This is a genomic window from Desulfosarcina ovata subsp. ovata, from assembly GCF_009689005.1.
Taxonomy (GTDB): domain Bacteria; phylum Desulfobacterota; class Desulfobacteria; order Desulfobacterales; family Desulfosarcinaceae; genus Desulfosarcina; species Desulfosarcina ovata.
In genome coordinates, this window is the sequence record NZ_AP021879.1 from 4,889,967 (window position 1) to 4,916,070 (window position 26,104).

Below are 26,104 nucleotides of genomic sequence, written 5' to 3' on the forward strand. Positions count from 1 at the left end.
GGTTCGTTTCAATGGTTTCCCCCTCCGTGCGCGCGATCATCGGTGTCTGCCAATACCCGGCCCAGCGTTTCCTTTAGTTTTTTAATCTCAAACGGCTTCTGGATAAACCCGTCCGGCAGGCCGATTTGTGCGAAACGGTCCTCTATCTGCTGCCAGGTGTAGCCGCTGGTCACGATAATGCGTGCCGTGGAGCCGATTTTTTTAATGTGTTGCAGGGTCTCTAGGCCATTCATGTCCGGCATGGAAAAATCCAACAACAGACAGTCGATCGAATCGGCGGCTTGCCGGAAGATGTCCAGTGCCGCCTGACCGCTTGAAGCCGTTTTAACTGTATACCCTAGGCGTTCAAGGAATTGATGGCCGATATCCATTACCATGGTTTCATCGTCCACCAGGAGAACCGTTTTGCCCGTCGATGGCGATTCCACGGTTTCCGCTTCAGAATGGCGCCGGTGGTGGGAGATCCCCTGGATGGGAAACAGGGCGGTAAACACGGAGCCCTCATTTTTTACGCTGTGAACCCGGATCGCCCCGTTGTGGGAGCGGATAATACCCAGTACGGCTGCCAAACCCAGTCCACGGCCGGTGAATTTTGTGGAGAAAAAGGGATCGAACGCCTTGCTCAAGGTTTCCGTATCCATACCGCAGCCCGTGTCGGCAACTTCGGCGAAGGCGTACATGCCTTCACAGATGCCATCGTTAAGGTAGGTGTCTGCCAGGAAATGGTCGTCGCAGTGCATGGCACCGGTAGAGATGCGCACCCGTCCCGGTTTGTTACCAAGGGCTTCAATGGCATTGGTCACAAATCCGGATACGATCTGGCGCATCTGACCGGCATCGGCGGCAATTAAGGGCATGGGATCGGCCAGATCCAGGTCCAGATTCACATTGGCCATGGTTGTTTCATCCATATTTTCCAGAACCTGGCCGGCCACCTGGGAGAGGTCCACCGGGACACTCTCTTTTTTCAGTTGGCCCACATAGGTCAGCATCATACTGCTCAGATCGGCAGCCCGTTGGGATGCATTGATGGCTCGCTGAACATTGAGCAGGGGTGGCTGTGATATATTGAGTTCCTCTTTGGCCAACTCCAGGTTTCCCAACACCACCATCAACAGGTTATTGAAATTGTGCGCAATGGAGCCAGCCATGGTGCCGAGGCTCTCCATTTTTTTGGCCTGCTGGCGCCGGGTTTCGTCCTCATGGCGGGCTTTTTCATATTGTTTTCGCCGGGATAGGTCCCGGGAAATACCGAGCACCGCATTGGGGCTGCCGTTTTCATCGGTCAGAAAATTGGCGATCATTTCGATGGGGACAATCGTGCCATCTTTGTGCACCTTTTCCAGTTCCATATTGACGGCGTTGCACGGGGAGCTGGTTTTCTCCCCGTAAGCGGGATTTAGTGTCGTGGATAAGATGGCGGCTACCTTATCACAGGAATCCGGTGTCAGGTATCGATCCATGGGAAGGCCCATGATTTCATCCGGTGTGTACCCCAGCATCTTTTCCACGGAAGGACTGATATAGGTGATTTTCAGGTCCTGAAAATCGAAGATCCAGATTACGTCCGTGACGTTTTCCGTTACCAGGCGGTAACGGGCTTCGCTTTCCTGGAGTTGCGTATAGGCCCTGGCATTGACAATGCCGGTGGCCACCTGGGCGGCAATGCCCATCAGCAGATGGATATCGCTGGCAGTCCGGTTTTTTTTGCCGTCCCGGGCGTCGACAATAATCAGACCAAGGGGGTCGTCTTTATGCCGTAATGGCACACCGATCAGCGAGACGATATTGAGCTGTTCAAAAACGTTAAGCGTTGACGGACTGAGATTCTGGTTGTGATGGTGGATGCCCTCCAGAAAAACCGGCCGGCCATGGTTCAGCGCCTGAACGAAGGGATTCTCGGTGTCGTCGGTGTTGAGTTCGAGTTCCAGCGGATCCAGAACTTGTTGGTCCGGCTGTGAGAAACCGTAGTTGGCCCTGTGCTTCAGGTGTCGGCAGGCATCCTGGCAAAGGACAATCATGCCCCGGCTGAAATCGAGGTTACGCGCCATGGAGTCGAGTACGGTCTGCAGAAAGGTGCCGATCTCCAATATATCAGCACCGGCAAGGCTGATTTCCTGAACCAGGCGGGCATTGTGATGGCGCGTATCGAGCTCTTCCCGAAGATGGCTGGCGAGATCTTCCTGCGCTTTGAGAGATCGGGTCAGGTTGCCGACTTCCAGTCGGTTGGCGACCACCCATATGCATAGACAGACGAGACCCAGGGCCAGCGCAAGGGGGCCCCACGCCGTTGCCGGGAAAAAAGGGACCGTTGCGGCGGTGATTGCGATGGTCAGCAGGGCGGTATATTGTCCGGCCCGTCTCCATACGCTTAAGGGGGGCTCTTTCCAGGCGGTCCGGTAGCGGCAGGCGTCATCATTCCCGATGATTTCACTGTCGTACAGCGACGTTTGGTCATCGAATGAGGATACAGTGGATACATCAGTTGGTGTGGTGGACATTATTAACGCTTAGGCTCCCGGAACCAAATTGAACATTACTGGCCGGTGCAACGGCCGATCAGGATAGTTATCGGTCAGATACCGCGAATCATTAGCGGAAAACCGGGGGCTGGGCGCCTGGAGAGGGCGGGCGCCGCCGGTGCTTGCCGGCGGCGCCATCAACGGGTCAGACGGTGTGTAGGTGAAGCTGCCGGTTACCCGGCCCATTGTTAACCGCTTCAAGCCGGTCCCGGCTCGAAATAACGGCTACGGCTTTGGGTATGGCACGGTCGCTAAAGTAGCGTTCGGCTGCCGCGACGACCGTTTTTTTATCCAGTTCCAGAAGATTCTGCTTGTTCGCCAGGCGCGTTTCGTCGCTGAGGCCGATCATGCGGCGGAAAAAGGCCTTTCGCGACGCCGGTCCGGGCGGATCCGGTTTGTCGATTTCCGAACAGACCTGCAAAATCGCCTCCTTGACGTCCTCTTCGGCGTAATCCCCGGAGCAGATAAAGTCGGCCGCCCCGTCGTAGACCCTGAGCGTGTTTTCGATGTGCGGATCACGATAGGATCCGAAACTGAAAAGGCCGTCCTCGGCGTTGTAAAGGGCGAACCCGCCATAGGCACCGCCTTTTTCACGGATCTCACGGTGCAGGTAGAGTGAGCGCAGTATTTTCGCCATGACTGCCAGGGCCGGGCTGTCCGGATGGCCCAGCCGGACCGTGGCAAAGGTTTGGGCCACGAATGAAACCGCCGTGGAGGTGCTCCATCCCTCTGTGGGTAGCCCTTTCGGTACCGTCACCGGAGGGGAGACAAATCCCGGCTTGCCGCCGGCTGCCAGGGCGCCGGTCAGATTTCCCATGGGTGTTTCGGCGTGGGTCAGCATTTCCGTCTCACCGATGAGGGCCAGTTCAATGTTGTCGCGGCAGAACAGGCGCCGGCCGATGGCTTTCAGGTCGGCGGCCAAGTGGGAAAGATCGCCTTCGGCGGTCTCCGATGCCACCTGCTTGATGGCATGCAACTGGTGAACGCCTCCCCACAGCTCTTGGAGGTGGTTGGCGGCGGAGAAATTTCGTGCGGACAGGGAGATGGCCAGTCGATGACCGTTGTGAACCACCGCTGCTTCCAGGCCGGCGCGGTATTCCAGAATCAGCTGGCGAAGCCGGGGGTGATCGGCAAAATCGAGCTGGGTGGTCAGTTCATGGATAATCGCAAACAGATGATCCAGGTTGCGGTTCAGGCACTTTCCGGTAAACGAGACAAACGGCAGACAGTCCCCATTGTCGTCAAAGCGGGTCCGGGCGTTGGCCGAAAATCCGACGCCGCCGGTGTAAAGATCGATGCGGCGGGCCATGCGGGCATAATCACAGGCGGATGTGCCCATTTTTGAGGCGCAGTAGCAGAAAAACGGCACCAGGGGCAGCAGGCGATTATCGATGGTGCCCGCGCCCAATCCGCCGGTAAAGTAGAAAATGCCCGACGTGGGTTGATCATAGGCCCATACCGGCGGTTGAAAGACGCCGGGTGTGAACGCGACGCTCGCCACCGCCGGTGGAATATCCGTGCGTTCGAGGGTGGGTAGGCGGGTCAGGTCTTCGTGGGCTTCCTGGAGTTTTTCCAGGGCTGCCGCATCACTGCGAATGCGCGTCCGGTCGTTTTCCTTCAGACGACTCAGCCGTTCGGCCAACTCGCTTTCCACGCGCTGGCGTTCCTTTTCGGCCATCTCCTGGTCCGGCGCCAGGGTAAACCGCACCCGGTGTGGATTGTCCAGAAAGTATTCCCGGATTTTGGTTTCCAGGAAGCGGTCTCCGGAGAGTGCCTGGCGGAGTCGTTCGAGGTCCGCATCCAACTGGAGGATGCGCTCCGGGTCGCCGCCGTGCAGCCAGCTGGCCGTGATGCTGATGAGCAGTTTGATGCCGTAGGGGTAAGGGCTGTTGGTGATCTCTTTGCGGTGAAACTCGATCTGGTGAATGGCCGATTCCACCAGCTCCGGGTCGATACCGCCATCCGCCAGGCGTTTCAAAACGTCGAAAATGATGGTTTCAATGGCCGGTGCATCGGTTTCCGTCACGTCCTTGAGACCGACGGCAAACATGGTGTCCCGGTTTTCGGCCTCAAAACCGGTGCCGTCGGAAAGGGCGGTTCCCAACTGGCTGTCCATCAACGCCTTGCGCAGGGGCGAGGCGGCATTGCCGATGAGCACCTGCTCGATCACGGCGGCCACCAGCATTTCAAAGGTATCCCGGATGTCGGTCAGCAGCCAGGCCACGCAGGCCTGATATTTTTTAATCGGGTCTTCATTCCGGTCCAGGGGGTAGGCATAGGTGGTCGTGCGGGGCGTGGTCCAGCGGGGCTGCTGGGGAACATCGGTTTTGGGGTCGATGCGGGTAAAACGCGCCAGGACCCGTTTTTCGATAAAAGCCAGGTGGTCGGCCAGGGGCAGGTTGCCGTAGGTGTAAAAATAGGCGTTGCTCGGGTGGTAGTGCCGGGCGTGAAACGCCTTGAGCTGGGCATGGGTCAGTGTCGGGATTTCCGCCGGGTCCCCGCCGGAGTTGTTGCGGTACGTGGTGTCCGGATAAAGGGCATTAAGCAGCGAGCGGACCATCACTTGATCCGGTGAGGACATGGCCCCTTTCATTTCGTTGTAGACCACCCCTTTGTAGACCAGCTTCGGGTCATCGCCATCGTCGTCAAAGTCCAGCCGATGCCCCTCCTGTTTGAAACTCAGTTCGTCGATGTTGGGGAAAAATGCCGCATCCAGATAGACGTCCATCAGGTTGTAGAAATCTTTGCGATTCTGGGTGGAGAAGGGGTACATGGTCCAGTCCGAGGCGGTGAAGGCGTTCATGAAGGTGGAGAGACTGCGTTTGAGCATGGAGAAAAAGGGATCGCGTACCGGAAACCGCGCCGATCCGCACAGCACCGTATGCTCCAGAATGTGGGCCACGCCGGTAGAGTCTTCGGGCACGGTTTTAAAGGCCACGCCGAATGTGTTTTCCCGGTCGGCATTGCTGATGTGGATGTGCCGGGTACCGGATGTGTCATGGGCCAGCTGGTAAAGCCAGGCGTGAATATCCTTCAGGTAGGTGACCGTGTTGACGGTGTAGCCACCGACGCGGCTGCCGGCCGCAAGGCCGGGGTTATTCGTGTCTTGTTCGGTTTGCATGAATGTCTCCAGTGCCGTTGATAAATATGGGGCATTGAGCGGGAGCGGTTATTCGGAGGCTTTATAGCTGCCGCGGTTGACCCGGATGATTTTTCCCATCTGGTTGAGACGATAGATGATGTTGCGCAGTTTTTTATCGTCAAAGCCGGTCTGCTCCCGGATCTGGGTGATGGCGATACCGTTTGGACTGTGTTTGATCAGTTCCAGAACGATTTCGGTGGCACTGGCCGGAGAGAGTTCGTTGGTTTTTTCTGTGGGGCGTCGGCCGCGGGCGGGGAGCGTGCGGATCAATTTCTCCAGGCGGTCGAGCCGGTCGTTGAGTCGGTCGAAATCCCGTTTGGTGGGGATGTTGTAGTTGTGCATGAAAAATTTGACCATGGCATCAAAGCTTACCGTTTTGCCTTTTCTTTTGGTCATTGGTACCTCCGTGGGCACTGGTAGTGAACGCGAATCCGCGCGGGAGCGACCGCCGTACGAACGGGTATTATCCGTTAAGGGAAACGCGCGCGTATCCATCAAATGTCTCTGATTGCCAAATCAATACGAACGAATCGGCCATGAATGAAAACGCCGGCGGCATGGTTCCGGCGTGTCCGAATCAGGGGTAAACGGCAAATGACTGCATGGTCGATTGAGCCATTGTCATAAGCTAAAGGATAACCACTTCAAAGTCAATGGGAAGGTCTTTGGAATGGCTGACAGAGGCCTAAAATAATTACAATAAAAAGCACTATCGGATGACCCTGGAATGATCTGGGGGATAACCGGAACAGCCGATGGCAATGCCGCGTCGCGACGCCACGCAGTAATGCGCTTAGTGATTTGAGGGCAGGATAAAGGTGCGGTGGTCTGAAGACCTGAAAATCCGTTGCTTTTAAATGGCGGTTTGCTATACTGATCGGGATTTGACGGGATCGCAGAACACCTGGTCACGGTATTGGCGCAATTAGTTTTTGCCGCGCCCCTTACGGCTCGATCAAGATTGCCCATGTCAATTGAAGGCACGATTTTCCGAATCAAAAAATACGCCCTGCACGACGGCCCGGGTATCCGCACCACCGTGTTTCTCAAAGGCTGCCCATTGGCCTGCCGCTGGTGCCACAACCCCGAAGGGATCGATCCGGAACCTCAGACCATGCTGCGTGATACCGCCCACGGCACAGTCCCGGAGACCGTGGGGCAGCGGATCGGCGTTGCCGAGCTGATCCGTGTGATCGAAAAGGACCAGCTTTTCTACGACGAATCCGGCGGCGGGGTGACTTTTTCCGGCGGCGAACCCCTGGCCCAGCCGGATTTTCTGGAGGCGCTGCTGCTGGCCTGCAACCGGCGGGAGATTCACGCCACTCTGGATACCAGCGGCTTTGCGCCGGCGGCGGTTGTCAGGCGCATCCTGCCCCGGGTGCAGCGGGTGCTCTGTGATCTGAAAATCATGGATGCGGTCGACCACCGTCGGGTTACCGGTGTCGGCAACACGCCCATTTTGGAAAACCTGTCCCTGATGGCGGCCAGCGGCGTGCCTTTGCGACTGCGCGTGCCGCTGATTCCCAAGATGACCGACAGCGATGCCAACCTGACCGCCATTGCCCGTTTTGCGGTCACTCTGAAAACCATTGAGGGGATCGATATTCTGCCCTTTCACCGTATTGGCGAACAGAAATACCGGCGGCTGGGGCGCGAGAATCCCATGGCCGGCCAATTGCCCCCGGCAGCCGAACGGGTGGCGGCCGTTCAGGCCATGTTCGAAACCGCCGGTTTTCATGTCGGTATTGGAGGATAACGATGAACGCACGGATTTTGCGGTTGAGAACCCGCAGCCTCGAAGCGCAGCCGAGCCTGTCGGACGAGCGTGCCCGGTTGCTGACCCGGTTTTACCAGAGCGGCGTGGCGCGCACCCAACCGGTGCCGGTGCAGCGGGCCATGGCCTTTGCTCATATCATGGCCAATAAGACCATCCCCATTGATCCCGACGAGCTGATCGTGGGCGAGCGCGGTCCGGCCCCCAAGTCCACGCCCACCTATCCCGAGGTGTGCATTCATTCCCCCGAGGATCTGGCGATCATCAGCGGGCGTGAGAAGGTGGCCTTTGCCGTGGACGAATCCGTGCGTAAGGCCTATGCGCAGGAGGTCATTCCCTTCTGGCAGGGCCACTCCATCCGTGAAACGTTGTTCAGCCATCTACCGGACGACTGGAAGTTAGCCTATGATGCCGGAATTTTTACCGAATTTCAGGAGCAGCGCTCCCCCGGTCACACGGCCTGCGGCGATAAACCCTATAAAAAGGGACTGCTGGATCTGAAGTTCCAAATCGAAGAAACCATCGCGTGCCTCGACTTTTTCAACGACCCCCAGGCCATGGACAGGAAACACGAGCTGACCGCCATGGCCATCACCGCCGACGGCATGATCGCCTTTGCCCGGCGTCACGCCGATCGGCTGGATGCCATGGCGGCTGTCGATCCCGATGCCCGGCGCCGGGCCAAACTGGAACAGATGGCCGTCATCTGCCGGCGAGTGCCGGCCCACGCGCCGAGGACCTTCTGGGAGGCCCTGCAGGCTTACTGGTTCGTGCATGTGGGGGTAATCACCGAACTGAACCCCTGGGACGCCTTCAATCCCGGTCGCCTGGACCAGCATCTCTACCCCTTCTACAAAAAGGACCTGGCCGAGGGGCGGCTGACCGAGGAGCGGGCCCGCGAGCTGCTGTCGGCCTTCTGGATCAAGTTCAACAACCATCCGGCACCGCCCAAGACCGGTGTGACCGCCAAGGAGAGCAATACCTACGTGGATTTCGCCCTGATCAATGTCGGCGGGGTGAGGGCCACCGGCGCGGATGCGGTCAACGACCTGAGCTACCTGATCCTGGACGTGATCGAAGAAATGCGCCTGTTGCAGCCCTCCTCCATGGTGCAGCTCAGCAAAAAGAATCCCGACCGTTTCATCCGGCGGGCGCTCAGGATCGTGCGCACCGGTTTCGGCCAGCCGTCGATCTTCAACACCGATGCCATTGTCCAGGAGCTGGTGCGCCAGGGAAAGTCCGTGGCGGACGCCCGCCAGGGGGGCTGCAGCGGTTGCGTGGAGGCCGGCGCCTTCGGCCGGGAGGCCTATTTTCTCACCGGCTACTTCAACCTGCCCAAGATCCTGGAGCTGACCCTCAACAACGGTATCGATCCGCGTACCGGGCGGCAGCTTGGCCCGGCCACCGGCGATCCATGCCGGTTCGAGACTTTCGCGGATCTGTTCGAAGCCTGGATGCGTCAGCTCAACCACTTCATCGACATTAAAATCCGCGGCAACAACATCATCGAGCAGATCAACGCCCGCCAGATGCCGGTTCCGTTTCTCTCGCTATACATTGACGATTGCATCGAAAAGGGGCGCGACTACAACGCCGGCGGTGCCCGTTACAACACCAGCTACATCCAGGGGGTGGGCCTGGGGTCGATCAGCGATGCCCTGACGGCCTTGAAGGAGCATGTCTTCTCACGCAAAACGGTTTGCATGGCGGATGTTCTCAAGGCGCTGAAAAGCAACTTCGATGGTTTTGATGACCTGCGTCACCGGCTGCTGGAGGACACGCCCAAGTACGGCAATGATGATGATGCGGCCGATGATGTAATGCAGATGGTTTTCGAGGCCTACTACCGGGCGGTCGACGGCCGGCCCAACACCCGCGGCGGCGTGCACCGCATCAACCTCCTGCCGACCACCTGCCACGTCTACTTCGGCAGTATCACCGGTGCCCTGCCCGATGGCCGCATGGCCGGCACGCCGCTCTCCGAGGGGATTTCTCCGGTCCAGGGCGCCGACCGCAACGGCCCTACGGCAGTGGCCCGCTCGGCGGCCAAGATGGATCACATCCGCACCGGCGGCACCCTGCTCAACCAGAAATTTTTGCCCCAGGTGCTGGAAGGCGATGCGGGCATCACCAAACTGGCCCAGCTGGTGCGCACCTATTTTCGCATGGACGGCCATCACATCCAGTTCAATGTGGTGGACCGGACGATGCTGGAGCAGGCCAAGCGGACGCCCGATGACTACCGCGACCTGATCGTGCGGGTGGCCGGCTACAGCGACTACTTCGTGGATTTGACAGAAGAACTGCAGGATGAGATTATCCGGCGTACCGCCCATGAGGACGTGTGATGACCTTCGAGACCATCAAAAAAAGCAGTGCTCCGGAGATGGTGGCCGAGCAGATCATCCGGAAGATTACCGCCGGCGAACTGCCCCCCGGCACCCGACTGCCCGCCCAACGGGATTTGGCCCAGATGCTGGGGGTGGGGCGCTCGTCGGTGCGCGAGGCGATCAACGCCCTGGTAGTGATGGGCTACCTGGAACCGCAGCAGGGACGGGGCACCTTTATCAAGCAGACCCTGCCCCATGATGATGCCGGCATGCAGAAGCTCGCGGCAGCCTTTGGTGCCAGCTCCATCTTCGATCTCATGGAGGCCCGTGAGATGCTGGAATGCCGGTCGGCGGCCCTGGCGGCGGAGCGGTCCGACGGGGAGCAGATCCGACGGCTGAAGCGGGTCATGGAAGCGGTGGAAGCCACCGAGAACGATTACAGCATCTTTCTGGATGCCGATCTCCGGTTTCATGCCGCCGTGGCCGATGCCGCCGGCAACGCGGTGCTCTGCGAATTGACCAAACTGGTGCTGGAGAAGGTCGTCGCCCACCACGCAACCCTGAAGACCGCACTGCTGCCGCCGGCCTACCGCGAGATCTCCATTCGCACGGCCGCCCGGGTGGTGGCCGCCATCGAAACCGGTGACGCCGAGGACGCCTCCCGCTGGATGGCCCGGCACCTGGATGCCATCCGTGATGAATTGAAAAATATTATCCGTTGACGGCCCCGCCAACGCAACCCTTCCAGAAGGAGTTTGACTCATGCAGATTCGTGTGCTCACGGCCAGTGATATCCGTTCGGCGCTTTCCATGCGCGAGGCCATTGATGCCGTCGAAAAGGCCTATGCTCAGCTGGCTTCAGGCAAGGCCACCATGCCCCTTCGGTCCCGGGTCGACACCGATAAGGGAATTTCATTGCTCATGCCCGCCTATCTCCACGACAGCGGCGATTTTGCCGTGAAGATCGTTTCCGTCTATGGAGAGAATCCCAAGCTCGGCCTGCCCACGGTGACGGCCACGGTCCTGGCCATGGACTCCGAAACCGGGATGCCCCTGGCCCTGATGGAGGGGGACAGCCTGACCGCCCTGCGCACCGGTGCGGCCGGTGGGGTCGCCGCGCGTTACCTGGCCCGCAAGGATGCCAGGACCGTGGCCCTGTTCGGGGCGGGGGTTCAGGCGCGCAGCCAATTGCAGGCGGTTTTGGCCGAGCGGCAGATCCAGCGCGTGCTGGTGGTTGGCCGCCTTCCCAAGACGATCGAGCGTTTTTGTGCGGAGGTGGCCACCTGGCCCGACGCCCCGCAGGTGATCGTCGCCCCATCGCCCAGGGAGGCGGTTTCCCAGGCCGACATCGTGCTGGCCGCCACGACCACGAAAACACCGCTTTTCGACGGTAATGACCTCAAACCGGGCACCCACGTCACCGGCGTGGGCTCTTTCACGCCCGAGATGCAGGAGATCGACGCCGTCACCATCGATCGCGCCCGGGTGGTGGTGGACCAGCGCGAGGCGGCCATGGCCGAGGCCGGGGACATCATTATCGCCAAGGCTACCATCGACGCCGAAATCGGCGAGATTGTCAACGGCACAAAACCCGGCCGGCAGAACGATGACGAGATCACCTTTTTTAAATCCGTTGGCCTGGCCGTGCAGGATGCGGTCACTGCGGCCACCGTACTTCGGGCGGCGGAGGAGAAGGGCTTGGGGACAGTCATCCAGATGTCCTGATGCCCGCGGGGGGGGCGAAAAATTTTTCGACCCTACCATGAAAAGATCACCCGATTCGGAATTGCCCAACGGAGGCGTCATTATGCCCATGCTCGACCCCTTACGCCAATGGACCCCGCCGGAAAACTGGCGGAAGATTACCACCTTGGATGCCCACACTGCTGGCGAACCCTTCCGGATCATCACCGGCGGCCTGCCGCAGCTTGCCGGCGATACGATCCTTGAGCGCCGGCGCGACATGATCGCGAATTATGATTCCATCCGCACGGCCCTGATGTGGGAACCCCGCGGCCACGCCGACATGTATGGTTGTATCATCACCCCGCCGGTCTCGGCGGACGCCGATTTCGGGGTGCTTTTCCTGCACAACGAGGGGTACAGCTCCATGTGCGGCCACGGCATCATCGCCGTGACCACCGTGGCCGTGGAGACGGGCCTGGTGCCGATGGTCGAACCGCTGACCACGGTGCGCATCGACGCGCCGGCCGGCCTGATCACGGCCCATGCGCGGGTCGAAAACGGACGGGTGAACGGCGTCTTCTTTCACAACGTGCCTTCCTTCGTGCTGGCCCTGGACCGCACCGTGGATGTGCCGGGACTGGGACGGGTGCGCTACGATGTCGCCTATGGCGGGGCATTCTACGCTTTCGTGGATGCGGCCGACCTGGGGGTGAGTACACGGCACGAGGATTTCAACCGGCTGATCGAGCGGGGCATGGCGGTCAAGCGTGCCGTCATGGCTGCCGGTTCGATCCCCCATCCCTTCGAAGAGGATCTCAGCTTTCTTTATGGCACCATCATCGTCGGACCGCCCCATACGGATGATGCCCACTCCAGCAACGTCTGCATCTTCGCCGAAGGCGAGGTGGACCGCTGCCCCACCGGCACCGGGGTGAGCGCCCGGCTGGCGCTGCACCACGCTCGGGGGGAGATCGGTGTGCGCGAGCCGATGGTCATCGAGAGCATCCTGGGCACGCGTTTTACCGGCCAGGTGGTGGAGACCACTACCTTCGGTCCCCATGCCGCCGTCATCCCCGAGGTGGAGGGCCGCGCCTGGGTCACCGGCCGCAGCGAATTTCTCATTGATCCGGACGATCCGTTGAAGGAGGGATTTATTTTTCGGTGAGCGGGATCGACGCGATGCCGATTGGAGACATCCTGGTTTGCTTGAAACGCTAGCTTGATGGTATTGCAATTGGCTGAGAAGTTGCTGCCGCAAGCCGGGATTGTACGATCAACTCATTGCCAACCGGCCGGAGAAGAATGTCCGGCCCAAATCCGTCGAGCTGGTCATGCTCAAGACCGGCAACATGGATTATGCCAATCGGTTTTGACCGTTGATCTGAAAAAAAAATGGTGCATTGAACCTTGGAACTCAAAGTCTGGTTTGAACCTCCGCCATTTTTATGATTGGCAGACGATGTTTGTCTTTGCCCGTGGCCTTGTCCAGCATCTTTTGAGAGGCGCTTCGGTAAAATAGGGTTACTCTGACCTTGCCACCTTTTAGCTTTTTCGGGGGCAATTCAATGGTTTCAAACAGTGACTGCTTGGGGGGAACCCGTCTGTCTTTGAGAATCTCGCGGGCCTTGGCAATATTCTCCACAGGATTTCCCTTGCCGTCACCGAATACGGTGTTGAAAATGATTGTATCCGCCGTCAGATATTCATTGTTATCCCTGACGCCGGAAGAAAAAATGGTTTTTCCTTTTTTATCCTTGACGACAACTTCAAGCCACATCTGGCGCATTTCGGTCATGCCCGTAGGCAGATAATGACCGGCACCGATATTTTTTACCTCGATGATCAGTTTCTGATGATCCAGCTGCGTCTTGTCGATGCCCAGCGTTGCCGTGTTTTCAAGCCGTGCAATGGCCATTTGTGATTTCTCCTCATCGCCATTGAGCTTGGGTAAATAGGCATTGGCGCCGACAAAATAGTGAGTAAAGATGTGCTCCCGCTGCGGGCCGTCATCGACGGCCTGTCCGGGATTGAGTGGTCTCTTCGTGCTTCCCGTGGCCGGGACACCGGGCCGTTGGACCATATGGCAGCCCTGGCAGGTGACGCGTTCCTTGAGATCATCGGAGTAGTAAGGACCGTTTTTCCATTCTGTGTAGGTGGTTTCCAGGTCTGTATCGAAGACCACATGTTTGACATTGTGGCACGTCCCGCATATCTCTGCGTTCGTGTGGAATTTTGAGTAGGCGGTTTCGTGATAATCCGATTCGGAGTCCTTGAAGGGGCCTCTCTTTACTCCCGGGTTGTCCTCGCCATGCCCGGGCTCGATAATCAGACCATTATTGTACATTTTGTGGGCCGCAGTGGCGGAATGGCAGTAATCGCATTGAATGCCCATTTGGGCAAGCTCCGGGATTTTGCTTCTGTCATCTGAAGACTTGGTCGGATAGCCGGTAATCACGCCAATCGGCGTATGACATTTTACACAGGCTTCGGCTTCCTTTATTTCGTCCGGATCCTTTAGACCTTCGCGCAGGAAATCCGAAACTCCCAAATAAACCGTGTCCGTATGCGAAAGGTGGTGGGTTGACCGCTCCCACTGGGCGAAAATTTCCGAGTGGCAGCCGCCACAGGTGTCTACGGCGATAAACCGGTCGATGGAATAGGTTGGGGCCGTTTCTTTTTGTTCCGTATTATCGTTAACCTGATATAAAATTGCCAGGACGACCGTGGCGATCATCAATGCCGCTGTTACAAGGTGTTTATGGCTTTCCAGGGCTTTCATTATTGTGTCCGTCTCCATTTTTATACGGGCAAGGCCCTAATTCAAAATAAATAAACGTGAAGGACAAAGAGCTGTCTTTCCATGAAGGCTATTACCACAAATCACTATAAGGACCCATCAATTTTTATGGCGGCAGGGAAGACCCTCAGGGCTTGCTCCGCCGCTACCTCAATGATCTGGCCGCCGAAACCAATCGCCTGCCGTGGGGACGGCTTTCGCCGGAACAGGCCGGACCGGATCAAGGGGAAGTCCTGCGTCTGGCAGACGTCTATACGGCCCTGGACACTACCGAGCCCAAGCAGATAGAGTGCGAAGACGATCTGCGAAAATGCCTGGCCCGGCTGGATCACATGGAGCGCATCCCCGTCCAGCAGATGATCAACGACCATGACCGGCTGGTTCTACTCGGTGACCCCGGTTCCGGCAAGACCACGGTGGTCAATTTCCTCGCCCATACCATGGCCCGTGCGGGTGTTAATGAAGATTCGCAAGCATGCCTCTCGCGTCTGCTCAAGGCAGGACCATGGGTACATGGCCCCTTGCTTCCGATCCGCATTGTCCTACGGGAGGTTGGCGCCTGGATGACGTCGGGGGAAGGGGGCCAGCATACCATTGGTGCGTGGATTCGTAAGACCCTAATCGATGCCGGTCTGGAATCGCTCTGGCCGGTGTTTCATGAAGGTCTGCAAGATCCTTCCACGCCTTACCTGATTCTGCTGGACGGCCTGGACGAAGTGCCGGCCGACTTGCGGGAGCAATTGGTTCGGCTGATCGACGATTTCAGCGATACCTACCAACACAACCGCTTTCTGGTCACCTGCCGGATTTATGCTTACGTCGATCCTGCCTATCGCCTGCGTCGGTTCCGGCAAACCATCCTGGCGCCCTTCGACGACGACCAGATCGATCAGTTCATCCAGGCCTGGTACGACGAACTGGCCTTTCAGAAGCGGGTTTCTCAAACCAAGGCCGATGACCTGGCGAAAGGGCTAAAAACCGCCATCGACCGATCCGATTTGAAGACGCTGGCTGGGCGTCCCTTGATCATGACCGTCATGGCCCTTTTGCACACGTCCTATGGTCAGCTTCCCGAGGATCGCGTGGAACTTTACCAGTGGGCCGTGGATCTGCTTTTCAGGCGCTGGAAGGGCCACGTCGGTCAGGGCGAGTCCGGCCTGATGGCACAGCTTTCCATGCCTCAACTGAAGATGAGCGATCTGATGGCCGGGCTCTATCATGTGGCCTTTCAGGCCCATGCAGGGCAGGGTAGTGTAGAGGGCACGGCCGATATTGCCGAGGAGGTGCTGCTCAAGCAGCTTAAACCTTTCCTTGGCGACGACTGGAACCGTGCCGAGGCCTTTGTTCAATACGTGAGAGAGCGGGCTGGATTATTGATCCGACACAAAACAGATGCCTACACCTTTCCCCATCGCACCTTCCAGGAGTTCATGGCCGCCTGTCATCTTACCGGACTCAAGGATTACCCGCACGAGGCTGCCCGCCTAGTGCGGGAAAATGCGGACCTGTGGCGCATCGTATTTGTTTTAGCCGCCGGTCATGCCGGGCGCACCCAATTGGGCAATGCCATATCGGCGGTGGGCAAGCTTTGCCTTCGATCCGTATCGGAGGTGGAATCCATCGATGCCGCGGCTTTTACCCGGGCGGTCATTGCCGGGGAGGCACTGCTTGAGATTGGCCTGGCGGCGGTTAGGCGCGAGGAAGAGGGACGGATTCTAATGGATCGGGTTAAAGAATGGCTGGTCGCGGCCATGACCGCGGATGATGTGCTGGCTGCTAGGCAGCGTGTATATTTCGGCAATTTTCTTGTTCAACTGGGTGACCCGAGGTTTGATTTCGAAAAAGAATTTCTTCCCTATGATAGGGATTTGGGTTTCATAGAGATCCCGGCAGGATCGTTCGTGATGGGTGAAGATAAAAAACGACATGAAGTTGTATCGTCGTCCTATGCCATCGTGATGGGCAAAGATAAAAAACGATATGAAGTTGTATTGTCTTCCTATGCCATGGCCAAGTATCCGGTTACCGTGGCCCAGTATAAGGCCTTTGCGATTGATATCGGTCAACAACTGAGTGAGAGTTGGAGTCGGTTCAACCGGCTGGACAACCATCCGGTGGTTTTTGTTTCCTGGGTTGACGCCAATACCTATTGCCGGTGGCTGACGGAAAAGTTGGAGCACCGCGGGCTTCGGGTGACCCTGCCGACCGAGGCCCAGTGGGAGAGAGCGGCTCGGGGGTTGGATGCGCTTTCATATTACTGGGGATATGTTGAAATCGATCCCGAGAAAGCGAATTACAATAAGACCGGCATTTCGTCTACGAGCCCGGTGGGCTGTTTCCCAAAGGGAAAGAGCGAATTTGGATTGTTTGATCTGGCCGGCAATGTTTGGGAATGGTGCCAGGATTGGTATGGAGATTATCCTCTCAGCAGAGAAGACAAAGTCCGTGACCCCATAGGTCCATCAATGGGGGAGTACCGTGTCATTCGTGGCGGCGCTTGGAACAGCCCAGACATTTACTGTCAGTCGGTCCACCGAGAATATGGGGACCCCGGCGCCAAGTACCGTCACGTCGGGTTCCGGCTTGTCTGTCTTCCAGGTCAGCATGGTGAGCCAGGCAAGTGAGCCGGAGGGTGCGGCGACCGGCGCACCGTCGCGGAGCAGGTCGCCGGTTGACTCGTCCCGCAGGTGGGTTGCCGGATTTGGGGCCATGTAGGAGCGGCCCATGGCCGCGATAAAAAGAGAACGGAAAACATGGCTGAAGAGAAAAGACAAAAGACGATTCACGTAGAGGGATCTCAGGTCGGTATCATCGGCGACAACGTCCACGTTGACGGAGGTATCCATTTTCATCACCATCAAAGCCATGCAAATGATACCGAATCTGCCGAGCAGACAACCACAACCAGGGAAGAGATCATCTTCGATCCCGAAGGCGCCGCCAGCATCCTCCACCTGTCGGATCTCCACTTTGGTGCTGAGAAAAATTCCGATCCGGTCGCCGATGCCAAAAATTGGCACAGTCAACTGACCGACGACCTGATCGGCGAATTGGGCTGTGAGCAACTGCATGCCGTCATCATCTCTGGCGATATCGGCAATTTCTCCGAGCCGGATGAATACCGGGCCGCGGAAGTGTTTTTCGAGCGGTTATGTACCAAATTCGGTCTGGCTGCCTCGCAGCTGATCATCGTACCGGGCAATCACGACCTCAACTGGAAACTCTCCAAGAGGGGTTACCGCCTGATGGATGTGGAGGATCATGACGGACCGCTGATAGATGGTCAATTTATCCGGGAGAGTGAGAATGTGATCCGGCTGCGGGATGACGACATCTATGCGAATCGTTTCCGGCACTTTGGCAAGTTCCATGAAAACGTCACCGGCCGGCCTTTCCCAGTAGATTTGGAATCCCAGGCCGACCTTTGCTACCTGCCGGAGCTGAACCTGGTCATCGTCGGTTTCAATTCTGTCTGGGAGGCGGATCACCATTTTAAAAAAAGAATTTCCATCAACCCGGATGCCCTTACTCTCGCCGTAGACCAGCTGCGAGACGACCCGGTATTTAAAGATTGCCTCAAATTCGCCGTCTGGCACCATCCGCTGTACAGTCCCAAAGAAGACCGCATCAAAGACCTCGGATTCATGCAGCGCCTGGCCCAGGCTGGGTTTCAGGTCTGCCTGCATGGACACATCCACAAGGCCGATGCTGGTCTGTTTCGCTACGATATGCTCGCCGATGGTCGAGCTGTCCATGGGGTCGGGGCGGGCACCTTTGGCGCACCGGCAAAGGAGTGGACGCCAGGCTGCCCCCTGCAATACAACCTGCTGCGACTTTCGCCAAAGGCCTTACGGGTTCACACCCGCCGCCGCATCGAATTAAATGGCACATGGGAGCCGGATCATCTGTGGCGGCAGGGCAGGGGAAAGCCGAACCTACCCTATTATGACATCCCCATCGTCAGCAGCACCAACGACAAATCAGCGCCAAAACCCGGCCCGCCCGTCCCAGCCGCCAAGGCGTATGCCAAACCCACGGATGCCGAACTGGAAGCCGAGATCCGGGCCTACCGCGCTAAAGCAGAATCCCTGCACGAAAACCTGCCCGTGGCCGGATTCGCCTCCCATCTCAAGGTGCCCATCGACATCGAGGATATTTACATCCCTTTGCGGGCTGTGCTTAATCTTAAGGGCATTGAGGAACACGAATGCTACGGCGATGCCCTGGATGCGGAAAAACGCCTTGCCGGATGCGACCGAAATCTTGAAATTAGATTGGTTGAGGCCTTTCCCGAGGCGCGACAGCGCAACCAAAAGGGGTTGGTGATCCTGGGCGACCCCGGTTCCGGTAAAACCTCCCACATGAAACGTATGTTGCTCTGGTGCCTGCGCAAGGGACCCGAGAGCCTGGGACTTCCCAAAGGTATGCTGCCGGTGTTTTTGCCGCTGCGGGAACTGCATCACCTGGAGGACGGCCTCGATCGGTTCATCCAGGATCAGCTCACCAGCCGTCATCTTAAAATGCGGACTGATTTCGGGCGGCGCCTGATGAAACGGGGCAACCTGCTTTTTCTCCTGGACGGGCTGGACGAGGTGGCCGACCTGACCCAGCGGGAGGCAGTCTCGGTCTGGATCGAAGAGGCGTTCACGGATTACCCGGATTGCCGGTTTGTCGTTACCTGCCGGTTTGCCGGTTACAGCCCCACAGTCCGGCTGGGTGCCAAGTTTCTGGAGATGCATGTGCGGCCTCTGTCGGAAAAAGAGGCCGAGCGGTTCGTGCACAACTGGTACGCGGTGGTCGAAAAAAGCCTGGCCAGTGATGTCGAGCAGGCCGCGAGCATCGCACGGGAAAAGGCCGACCATCTCAATGACCGGTTACGACAGCCCGATTTCAGGGCCCGCCGGGTATACGAACTGACCCGTAACCCCTTGCTGCTCACCAACATCTGCCTGGTGCACCGCCACCGGGGCGCCCTGCCCCAGCGCCGCGCCCGGCTCTATGAAGAGTGCATCGACGTGTTGTTGGAGCATTGGCGTCAGGCCAAGGAACTGGCTTTGGGGATAAACGCCCTGCAGGGACGCCTGGCACTTCAGCCGGCGGCCCTGTGGCTACACCAAAAAGAGGGTAGAACCCGGGCCACGGCCGATGAACTGACGCCTTACATCGAGCCGGTACTAAAGGAGATTCGATGGCCGGGCGGCGATACGCACGATTTCTTACGCATCATTCGGGATGAAAGTGGCCTGCTCACCGGCTGGGACCAGGAGAATTACGGTTTCATGCATTTAGGATTCCAGGAATTTTTGGCCGCCCGTGAAATCCGCAGCCGGTTTCAACAAGAGATGAACGAAACGGGTCGCTCAAACCTGTTGAAGAATCTGGCCGGCCATTTCGGTGAAAGCTGGTGGCAGGAGGTAACCCTTTTGCTCCTGGCCCTGGAAGATCCGCCCCTGTTCGTTCCCTTCATGCGGGAAGTGGTCGGTCAACCGGCGTTCGCCAAAGATGTCGACCTAATGGAGATGTGCCTGGACGATGCGGTCAAGCCATCACCCCTGCCGTTTATCGAACTGCTTGAAACCGGTCCAGGTAAGGATCCGGAACTCTGGCGGCGCCAATTGCTGGCCCTGCGCATGGCGGCGAGGCTGGATGGAAAGGCGCTTGAATCCATTATCCATCGCCTGAAAGATCACCCCTTTGATAAGATCCGGCAATGGATTGAAGAGAAGTTCAGGCAAGCGCGCCAGGATGTCATTCGTCCAGAGCCGTCGGGCTACGAGTTGGTGTTGATAAAGGGCGGAACCTTTCTGATGGGCTCAGACGAAAGTGAAAGAGAGCAACCGGTTTATGAAGTGACGCTGCCGGATTTTTACATGGGCCGCTATCCGGTGACCAACGAGGAATATGGTCGATTCCTTAAGGCGACGGGACACGAGGAGCCCGGTTTATGGGGCTATCGTGAATACAACCAGCCGCGCCAGCCGGTCGTGGGGGTGAGCTGGCATGACGCCAACCAATACGCCCAATGGGCGAAGCTGCAACTCCCTTCGGAGGCCCAGTGGGAATTCGCCTGCCGGGCCGGTACGACGACCCGGTACCATACCGGAGATTCAGAAGCGGATCTTGATCGTGCGGGATGGTACAGGGATAACTCTGGGAACAAACTGCATGCGGTCGGTGAAAAGGCACCCAATGCATTCGGTCTGTATGACATGCATGGCAATGTTTATGAATGGTGCCAGGATGATTGGCACGACAACTATGAAGGCGCCCCTGCGAATGGCCGTGCATGGGTGGATCGAACAGATATCGAGATCCGTGTCCTTCGCGGTGGCGCGTGGAACTTCGCCGCAGAGGACTGCCGGACGGCCAAGCGCTTCAGTAGCCCACCCGCTGTCTGGAGCAGCGAATATGGTTTCCGGCTTGCCTGCCTTCCAGGTCAGCCCGGTGAGCCAGGCAAGCGAGCCGGAGGGTGAGGCGACCGGCGCACCGTCCGCGGAGCAGGCCGCCGGTTGACTCTTCCCGGAGCAGGCCGGCCGAATACCGGGGCCTTGTAGGAGCGGCCTATGGCCGCGAAAAAAACTCAAGGAGATGAGAACATGGAAGAACTGGTTCAGAACAATACATGGTGGGAATGGGTTTTTTCAGGTATAGGCGTGGCCATCTTGTCTGTCTTCGTAGGATGGCTGTTGCGGAGGAAAAAAGAGGCGCCGTCTCCAACCCAAAATAAAGGTGTTGTTCAAAGAAGTACCAACGGAGACAATATTAATATCAAGGCAAACCATTCTGCCTTTGCAAAGGATGATGAAAGCGTCATTCAGATCAACGATTCCCAGGTCGGCGTTCTCGGCAACAATGCGAGTATAAAAGGGGGCATTCACATCAAACAGGAAAAGTGAAACATGGGAGAGCGCCATGAAGCTACTACCGGATAACATCGCGCGCGCGTTGATGAATGTTGTCGTGAAGCATGCCAAGGACAAGGCCTCCCGGCCGTTGCGCGATGCCCTGGGCGTATTCAAAGACAAGCTTAATGCGGTTTTCGGGAAGGATAACGACCTTGTCGACGTGATCAACCGGCTGGAACGGCAACCCGAATCGGAGGGTGTGAAACAGCAGTTGAAGGAAGAGTTGACCGAGTATGACATCACCGCCCACCCGGAGCTTGAAGCTGCGTTGGGGGTCCTGCTTAAGACTGGCGACCACATTGATCTCCATGCCGAAGGGGATGTGGCCTTTGCCAAAGACCAGGCCGTTGCCCTCGTTATCAAAAATCTGACCGTGCGTGCCGACGGGGAACCCCCGGGATCGTTAATGCGGCAATATCTTCAACAAATCGCCGCCGAGAGCAACTATCTTCCATGGGTCAATGTCGATGACAACTACGCCGATCCCAAACGCGGCGAAAACTTAATGCTCGTCGATATTTACACCCCTCTGGATACCACCGCCATAGAAAGGTTGGATTCCGAGGAAACCGTTCGCCGTCACATGAGCGGTGACGAGGAATCCCGCCGCATATCCGCCCAGAAAATGGTTGACACCAGCTCGCGGCTGATCCTGCTGGGCGACCCCGGCTCCGGAAAGTCGACTTTCCTCAACTACCTGACGTATGTCCTCGCCAGGGCCGATCTTGCCGAAATGGGAAGATGGCTTGAAACGCTGAGAAAAAACGGCCCATGGTCTCGTGGGGCAATGCTGCCGGTCCGCATCGTCCTGAAAGAATTCGCGGCGAACCTGCCTGCCGATGTAAAATCGGGCAACGCCGGCTTGCTGCTCGAATTCCTTATATGAAGCGGCGCAACGATCAGAAACACTTTCAAAGGCAGCCACGCGATCCGACCTAATCGGCCTGGCCGAACGTCCGCTGCTCATGACTGTCATGGCATTGCTGCACAGCTTTCGCGGTGAGCTGCCCAATGATCGCGTCGAGTTGTATCAATGGACGGTGGATCTGTTGCTGCGCCGTTGGGAAAGCCGGCATGTCGGTGAAAAGGGCATTCTGGAGTCGCTGGATATGCCCGGTCTGAAAATGACTGATCTGGAAGCCGGTTTTCATGCCGTGGCCTTCGATATTCATGCCGGCAGTGGTTCCGGCGATGGTGCGGGTGAAATTCGCGAAGGGGACCTGCGTCAACGGCTGGCCCCTTTTTTGAACGATAGTTGGGACAAGGCCGGCGAATTCGTCAAATACGTGCATGATCGGGCGGGGTTGCTCATAAGGCACAAAAAGGCTGCTTACACCTTTCCCCACCGGACGTTTCAGGAATTTTTGGCCGCCTGCCATCTGGTCGGAATGGATGATTACCCGACTCAATCCGCACGCCTTTTGTGCGAAAACCCGGATCGCTGGCGTATCGTCTACATTCTTGCCGCGGGGTATGCCGCCCGAACCCACCGTCTCAGTGCAGCGATTGGCTCGATCGATGCGCTGTTTTCTCACTGCAAGGATCAAGACGCGTGCCATGGACGACCCATGGATCACCTGGCGGCCATTGCTGGCGAGGCCTTGCTGGAGATCGGACTGGTCGGCGTCAGACGAGAACCGACGGGCAGGCGCCGCCTCAAAAAGGTCAGGCAATGGCTGCTGGCCGCCATGGCCAATGATGCGCACCTGGCGGCGCCGGATCGGGTGGCGGCGGGCAACGTGCTCAGCCTACTCGGCGACCCACGCTTCAGCCGGGCCCAATATTTTTTACCTGGTGATGTCAATCTGGGTTTCGTGGACATTCCGGCGGGTACTTTTCAGATGGGTAGCGACAAGCAGGCAGATCCGTCGGCGAATGACGACGAATTGCCCCGGCATCCGGTAGTGCTGTCTGACTACCAAATCGCGCGATACCCGGTGACCGTCGCCCAGTACCGGATGTTTGCCACGGCAACGGGTCGGGCGTTGGATAGCGATTGGTTGGCAGACAATCAGTACGACAATCATCCTGTTGTGGAGGTAACCTGGCATGATGCCATGGCCTACTGTGCGTGGCTCACGGCAAAACTGTTCGTCAAGGGGACGATTGCCCTGCCCACCGAAGCCCAGTGGGAAAGAGCGGCCCGTGGGGCGGATGGGCGTGTGTACCTCTGGGGAGATGAGAAGATCGATCCTGTGAAAGCGAATTACCTTGCAACCGGCATCTCATCGACCAGCCCGGTGGGCTGTTTTCCAAAGGGAGCGAGCGCCAATGGACTGTTCGACCTATCCGGCAATGTATGGGAGTGGTGTCAGGATTGGTATGGAAAGTATCCCCGAAAAACAGGACCGGACCCCACAGGGCCATCAGATGGCTCGTACCGTGTCCTTCGCGGCGGCGCGTGGTACAACCCCGCCGAGTTCTGCCGGGCGGCCTTCCGCTACTGGCTCGACCCCGGCTACCGGTTCCAGTTTTTCGGGTTCCGGCTTGTCTGTCTTCCAGGTCAGCCCGGTGAGCCCGGCAAGTGAGCCGGAGGGTGAGGCGACCGGCGCACCGTCGCGGAGCAGGTCGCCGGTTGACTCGTCCCGGAGGCGGCCGGCCGAATACCGGGGCTTTGTAGGAGCGGTCCATGGCCGCGATAAAGGACGTTGATCGATAGGATGGGTCGCAGGCATGGCCAGCTCCTACGAGCCGAAGCATGGATGGCCTTTGGATTACAAAATGGGTAGTCTGCCGCCTATCCTTCAGCTTTCAGGCTAAAATGCTATCTGCCTATTATTGCAGGCATGGCCAGCTTTTACGGGACGGAGTTTTGACACAATAACGCAATCAGGCCGTGACCGATGAACGCCAGTGATACATCCAAACGTTTCCCGAAGAACAAACCCGGTCACCGAGCCCTGAGACGGGGCCGGGTCTCCCTGCCCAACCATGTCTATCTGATCACCACCACGACGGATAAACGGCAACGGTTCTTTGATGACTTCAACGCTGCCTGTGCTGCCTGCCGCTGTTTCGAAACCACCGCATCATTGGGCGACGCACGCATGTTGGCCTGGGTGCTGATGCCGGATCATGCCCATTGGTTGATCCAACTGGGGGCGAGGGATGCGTTGGGAGATGTCGTCGCCCGCTTGAAATCGGCCAGCGCCAGATCGGTCAACCGTATATTGGGGCGAAATGGGGCGTTGTGGGCGCGGGCCTATCACGATCACGCATTGCGCTCGGATGAGGATTTGAAGACGGTGGCCCGGTACATCATCGGCAATCCGGTGCGTGCCGGTTTGGTGGAACGGGTCGGGAATTATTCGTTTTGGGACGCGGTTTGGGCGTGAATGGTGAAGAGTAGAAGAGGTTTCAAGAAAGCGTGTAGGAGCGGTCCATGACCGCGATAAAGGACGTTGATCGATTGAATGATGTCGCAGGCATGGCCAGCTCTTACGGGACGGTGTTTTGACAAAATAACGCAATCAGGCCGTGACCGATGAACGCTAATGATACATCTATTTGAAAGAAATGGGGCGTTGTGGGCGCGGGCCTATCACGATCACGCATTGCGCTCGGATGAGGATTTGAAGACGGTGGCCCGGTACATCATCGGCAATCCGGTGCGTGCCGGTTTGGTGGAACGGGTCGGGGATTATTCGTTTTGGGACGCGGTTTGGGCGTGAATGGTCAAGAGTAGAAGAGGTTTCAAGAAAGCGTGTAGGAGCGGTCCATGGCCGCGATAAAGGACGTTTATCGATAGGATGGGTCGCAGGCATGGCCAGCTCCTACGAGCCGAAGCATGGATGGCCTTTGGATTACAAATTGGGGAGTCTGCCGCCCATCCTTCAGCTTTCAGGCTAAAGTGCTATCTGCCTATTATCGCAGGCATGGCCAGCTCCTTTTCCTAAGGATGGAATCGATGAGAAAAACATTGCTCAAAATTACAAAGGCCATAGTCAGAAAACTCGAAAATAATCCTGAACCGATGCCGTCAATGGCGGAGAAAAAGATCCATCTCAGCGGCGGGCAGACCGGCATCATCGGCGATGGCGCCAGGGTGAAGGGCGGCATCCATTTCCATACCAATGCCGATGCCAGTATGGATTCGAAGGAACTATTGGGCGTCTATCGCCACACGCTGTTAAACTCATTTAAGAGCCTCACGCTACGGGGCCTCGATGAAAAAACCAGCGACCCGGCAGGAAATCAGTGCTACCTGGCATTGGACCAGGTGTATGTGGCCTTGGATACCCTGACCCAAGTTAAATTGTCGGACGCCGAGAAAAAGGCAATCAAGAAAACGGATCGTTTCAGTGTACGAGATACGCGCCCTCTAACTGCCCTGGAAGCGTCGGCCAATAACCGGCGACTGGTGATTCTGGGCGATCCCGGATCCGGAAAAACGACATTCCTCAATCATCTCGCACTTCGCCTGCTGCTGGATGGCATGGCTCAGGAAACCTGCGATACACTTGTTTGCTGGCCCAAAGAGGAGGCAGACGTCGTACCCGTGCATGTGGTGTTGCGGGATTTTGCCAGCTGGATCAAAGATGCCGATGAAACGGCCGAAGCGCAGTGGCTGTGGAAATTTATTGAGCACCGAATGGATCGACAAAGACTGGCTGCGGTCATCCCTGTAATCGAGGAGGCGCTGGAAAAAGGGCGGGCCATCGTTTTGATGGACGGTCTGGATGAAATTCCAACCAAGGAAAAAAGGCGGTTTGTGCGGGATGCGGTGGCCGCATTTGCCGAGCGTTATGGCAAGTGTCGCTTCATTGTTACCTGCCGTACGCTTTCATACCAGAATCCGGAGTGGCGCTTGAATGACGTCGATTTTCCTGAGTTTGAGCTGGCACCTTTAGACGAAAACAAAATCGATGCCTTTATTCATGCCTAGTACCGGGATCTGAGACGGTTAGAGGTATTAAAGGACGACCAGGATGCCGATCGGCAGAGCAGC

The 26,104-nt window shown here is 57.6% G+C and carries 17 protein-coding genes; 13 read left to right on the forward strand and 4 right to left on the reverse strand.

Features of this window, described 5'->3' with window-relative positions; genetic code table 11:
• Nucleotides 1-8: 8 nt before the first annotated feature.
• The 3 genes from GN112_RS21545 to GN112_RS21555 form a co-directional block, all read right to left on the reverse strand.
• Entirely contained in the window at nt 9-2,501 is a 2,493-nt protein-coding gene (locus GN112_RS21545) for a hybrid sensor histidine kinase/response regulator (protein WP_155312100.1), read from the reverse strand.
• 166 nt (nt 2,502-2,667) lie between these two features.
• On the reverse strand, nt 2,668-5,643 hold the full coding sequence (locus GN112_RS21550; protein ID WP_155312101.1) for an insulinase family protein: 2,976 nt from the start codon (nt 5,641-5,643) through the stop codon (nt 2,668-2,670).
• Between the two features lie 48 nt (nt 5,644-5,691).
• The gene (locus tag GN112_RS21555) at nt 5,692-6,060 is read right to left on the reverse strand and encodes a hypothetical protein (protein ID WP_155312102.1); all 369 of its coding nucleotides are present in this window, start codon (nt 6,058-6,060) and stop codon (nt 5,692-5,694) included.
• Between the two features lie 571 nt (nt 6,061-6,631).
• Here GN112_RS21555 and GN112_RS21560 point away from each other — a divergent pair.
• From GN112_RS21560 to GN112_RS21580, 5 genes are read left to right on the forward strand one after another with little or no spacing between them, the layout of a single operon-like run.
• Nucleotides 6,632-7,420 (forward strand): glycyl-radical enzyme activating protein, encoded by a 789-nt coding sequence (locus tag GN112_RS21560; protein WP_155312103.1) that lies wholly within the window; start codon nt 6,632-6,634, stop codon nt 7,418-7,420.
• A gap of 2 nt (nt 7,421-7,422) precedes the next feature.
• Nucleotides 7,423-9,786 carry a trans-4-hydroxy-L-proline dehydratase gene (gene hypD / locus GN112_RS21565; protein WP_155312104.1) on the forward strand — a complete coding sequence of 788 codons (2,364 nt, stop codon included), beginning with the start codon at nt 7,423-7,425 and terminating at the stop codon, nt 9,784-9,786.
• A complete protein-coding gene (locus GN112_RS21570) occupies nt 9,786-10,490 on the forward strand; it encodes a FadR/GntR family transcriptional regulator (RefSeq protein ID WP_155312105.1) in 705 nt (234 codons plus the stop codon). Before hypD ends, GN112_RS21570 begins: the two co-directional genes overlap by 1 nt.
• A 40-nt stretch (nt 10,491-10,530) precedes the next feature.
• Nucleotides 10,531-11,493, forward strand: a complete 963-nt coding sequence (locus GN112_RS21575) for an ornithine cyclodeaminase family protein (protein WP_155312106.1) — start codon at nt 10,531-10,533, stop codon at nt 11,491-11,493.
• 37 nt (nt 11,494-11,530) lie between these two features.
• Entirely contained in the window at nt 11,531-12,619 is a 1,089-nt protein-coding gene (locus tag GN112_RS21580; RefSeq protein WP_231717089.1) for a proline racemase family protein, read from the forward strand.
• A gap of 249 nt (nt 12,620-12,868) precedes the next feature.
• Here GN112_RS21580 and GN112_RS21590 read toward each other — a convergent pair whose 3' ends face one another.
• Nucleotides 12,869-14,233 (reverse strand): multiheme c-type cytochrome, encoded by a 1,365-nt coding sequence (locus GN112_RS21590; protein ID WP_162459061.1) that lies wholly within the window; start codon nt 14,231-14,233, stop codon nt 12,869-12,871.
• Between the two features lie 152 nt (nt 14,234-14,385).
• Between GN112_RS21590 and GN112_RS21595 the strand changes: the two genes are divergently transcribed.
• From GN112_RS21595 to GN112_RS21630, 8 genes are all read left to right on the forward strand, one after another.
• Nucleotides 14,386-16,875: an SUMF1/EgtB/PvdO family nonheme iron enzyme gene (locus GN112_RS21595; protein ID WP_155312108.1), complete on the forward strand. Its 2,490-nt coding sequence runs from the start codon at nt 14,386-14,388 to the stop codon at nt 16,873-16,875.
• A gap of 129 nt (nt 16,876-17,004) precedes the next feature.
• The gene (locus tag GN112_RS21600) at nt 17,005-20,724 is read left to right on the forward strand and encodes an SUMF1/EgtB/PvdO family nonheme iron enzyme (protein WP_155312109.1); all 3,720 of its coding nucleotides are present in this window, start codon (nt 17,005-17,007) and stop codon (nt 20,722-20,724) included.
• 90 nt (nt 20,725-20,814) lie between these two features.
• Nucleotides 20,815-21,147, forward strand: coding sequence for a hypothetical protein (locus GN112_RS21605; RefSeq protein ID WP_155312110.1), 333 nt, complete (start codon nt 20,815-20,817; stop codon nt 21,145-21,147).
• 16 nt (nt 21,148-21,163) lie between these two features.
• Nucleotides 21,164-22,042: a Het-E N-terminal domain-containing protein gene (locus tag GN112_RS21610; RefSeq protein WP_155312111.1), complete on the forward strand. Its 879-nt coding sequence runs from the start codon at nt 21,164-21,166 to the stop codon at nt 22,040-22,042.
• A gap of 88 nt (nt 22,043-22,130) precedes the next feature.
• Complete coding sequence (locus tag GN112_RS21615; protein ID WP_162459062.1) at nt 22,131-23,684, forward strand: formylglycine-generating enzyme family protein; 1,554 nt, start codon at nt 22,131-22,133, stop codon at nt 23,682-23,684.
• A gap of 315 nt (nt 23,685-23,999) precedes the next feature.
• Nucleotides 24,000-24,491, forward strand: a complete 492-nt coding sequence (locus tag GN112_RS21620) for an REP-associated tyrosine transposase (RefSeq protein ID WP_155312113.1) — start codon at nt 24,000-24,002, stop codon at nt 24,489-24,491.
• A 159-nt stretch (nt 24,492-24,650) separates the two neighbouring features.
• A complete protein-coding gene (locus tag GN112_RS21625; RefSeq protein WP_197743366.1) occupies nt 24,651-24,827 on the forward strand; it encodes a hypothetical protein in 177 nt (58 codons plus the stop codon).
• 236 nt (nt 24,828-25,063) lie between these two features.
• Nucleotides 25,064-26,041: an NACHT domain-containing protein gene (locus tag GN112_RS21630; RefSeq protein ID WP_162459063.1), complete on the forward strand. Its 978-nt coding sequence runs from the start codon at nt 25,064-25,066 to the stop codon at nt 26,039-26,041.
• Nucleotides 26,042-26,104: the final 63 nt, after the last annotated feature.

What these genes read in the sequence shown, in the direction of transcription:
- hypD (WP_155312104.1), top strand. Translation starts at nt 7,423, where the DNA reads ATGAACGCACGGATTTTGCGGTTGAGAACCCGCAGCCTCGAAGCGCAG.
- GN112_RS21590 (WP_162459061.1), bottom strand. Translation starts at nt 14,233, where the DNA reads ATGAAAGCCCTGGAAAGCCATAAACACCTTGTAACAGCGGCATTGATG.
- GN112_RS21620 (WP_155312113.1), top strand. Translation starts at nt 24,000, where the DNA reads ATGAACGCCAGTGATACATCCAAACGTTTCCCGAAGAACAAACCCGGT.
- GN112_RS21605 (WP_155312110.1), top strand. Translation starts at nt 20,815, where the DNA reads ATGGCCGCGAAAAAAACTCAAGGAGATGAGAACATGGAAGAACTGGTT.
- GN112_RS21545 (WP_155312100.1), bottom strand. Translation starts at nt 2,501, where the DNA reads ATGTCCACCACACCAACTGATGTATCCACTGTATCCTCATTCGATGAC.
- GN112_RS21630 (WP_162459063.1), top strand. Translation starts at nt 25,064, where the DNA reads ATGAGAAAAACATTGCTCAAAATTACAAAGGCCATAGTCAGAAAACTC.
- GN112_RS21580 (WP_231717089.1), top strand. Translation starts at nt 11,531, where the DNA reads ATGAAAAGATCACCCGATTCGGAATTGCCCAACGGAGGCGTCATTATG.
- GN112_RS21610 (WP_155312111.1), top strand. Translation starts at nt 21,164, where the DNA reads ATGAAGCTACTACCGGATAACATCGCGCGCGCGTTGATGAATGTTGTC.
- GN112_RS21555 (WP_155312102.1), bottom strand. Translation starts at nt 6,060, where the DNA reads ATGACCAAAAGAAAAGGCAAAACGGTAAGCTTTGATGCCATGGTCAAA.
- GN112_RS21570 (WP_155312105.1), top strand. Translation starts at nt 9,786, where the DNA reads ATGACCTTCGAGACCATCAAAAAAAGCAGTGCTCCGGAGATGGTGGCC.
- GN112_RS21615 (WP_162459062.1), top strand. Translation starts at nt 22,131, where the DNA reads ATGGCATTGCTGCACAGCTTTCGCGGTGAGCTGCCCAATGATCGCGTC.
- GN112_RS21575 (WP_155312106.1), top strand. Translation starts at nt 10,531, where the DNA reads ATGCAGATTCGTGTGCTCACGGCCAGTGATATCCGTTCGGCGCTTTCC.
- GN112_RS21560 (WP_155312103.1), top strand. Translation starts at nt 6,632, where the DNA reads ATGTCAATTGAAGGCACGATTTTCCGAATCAAAAAATACGCCCTGCAC.
- GN112_RS21625 (WP_197743366.1), top strand. Translation starts at nt 24,651, where the DNA reads ATGATACATCTATTTGAAAGAAATGGGGCGTTGTGGGCGCGGGCCTAT.
- GN112_RS21600 (WP_155312109.1), top strand. Translation starts at nt 17,005, where the DNA reads ATGGCTGAAGAGAAAAGACAAAAGACGATTCACGTAGAGGGATCTCAG.
- GN112_RS21550 (WP_155312101.1), bottom strand. Translation starts at nt 5,643, where the DNA reads ATGCAAACCGAACAAGACACGAATAACCCCGGCCTTGCGGCCGGCAGC.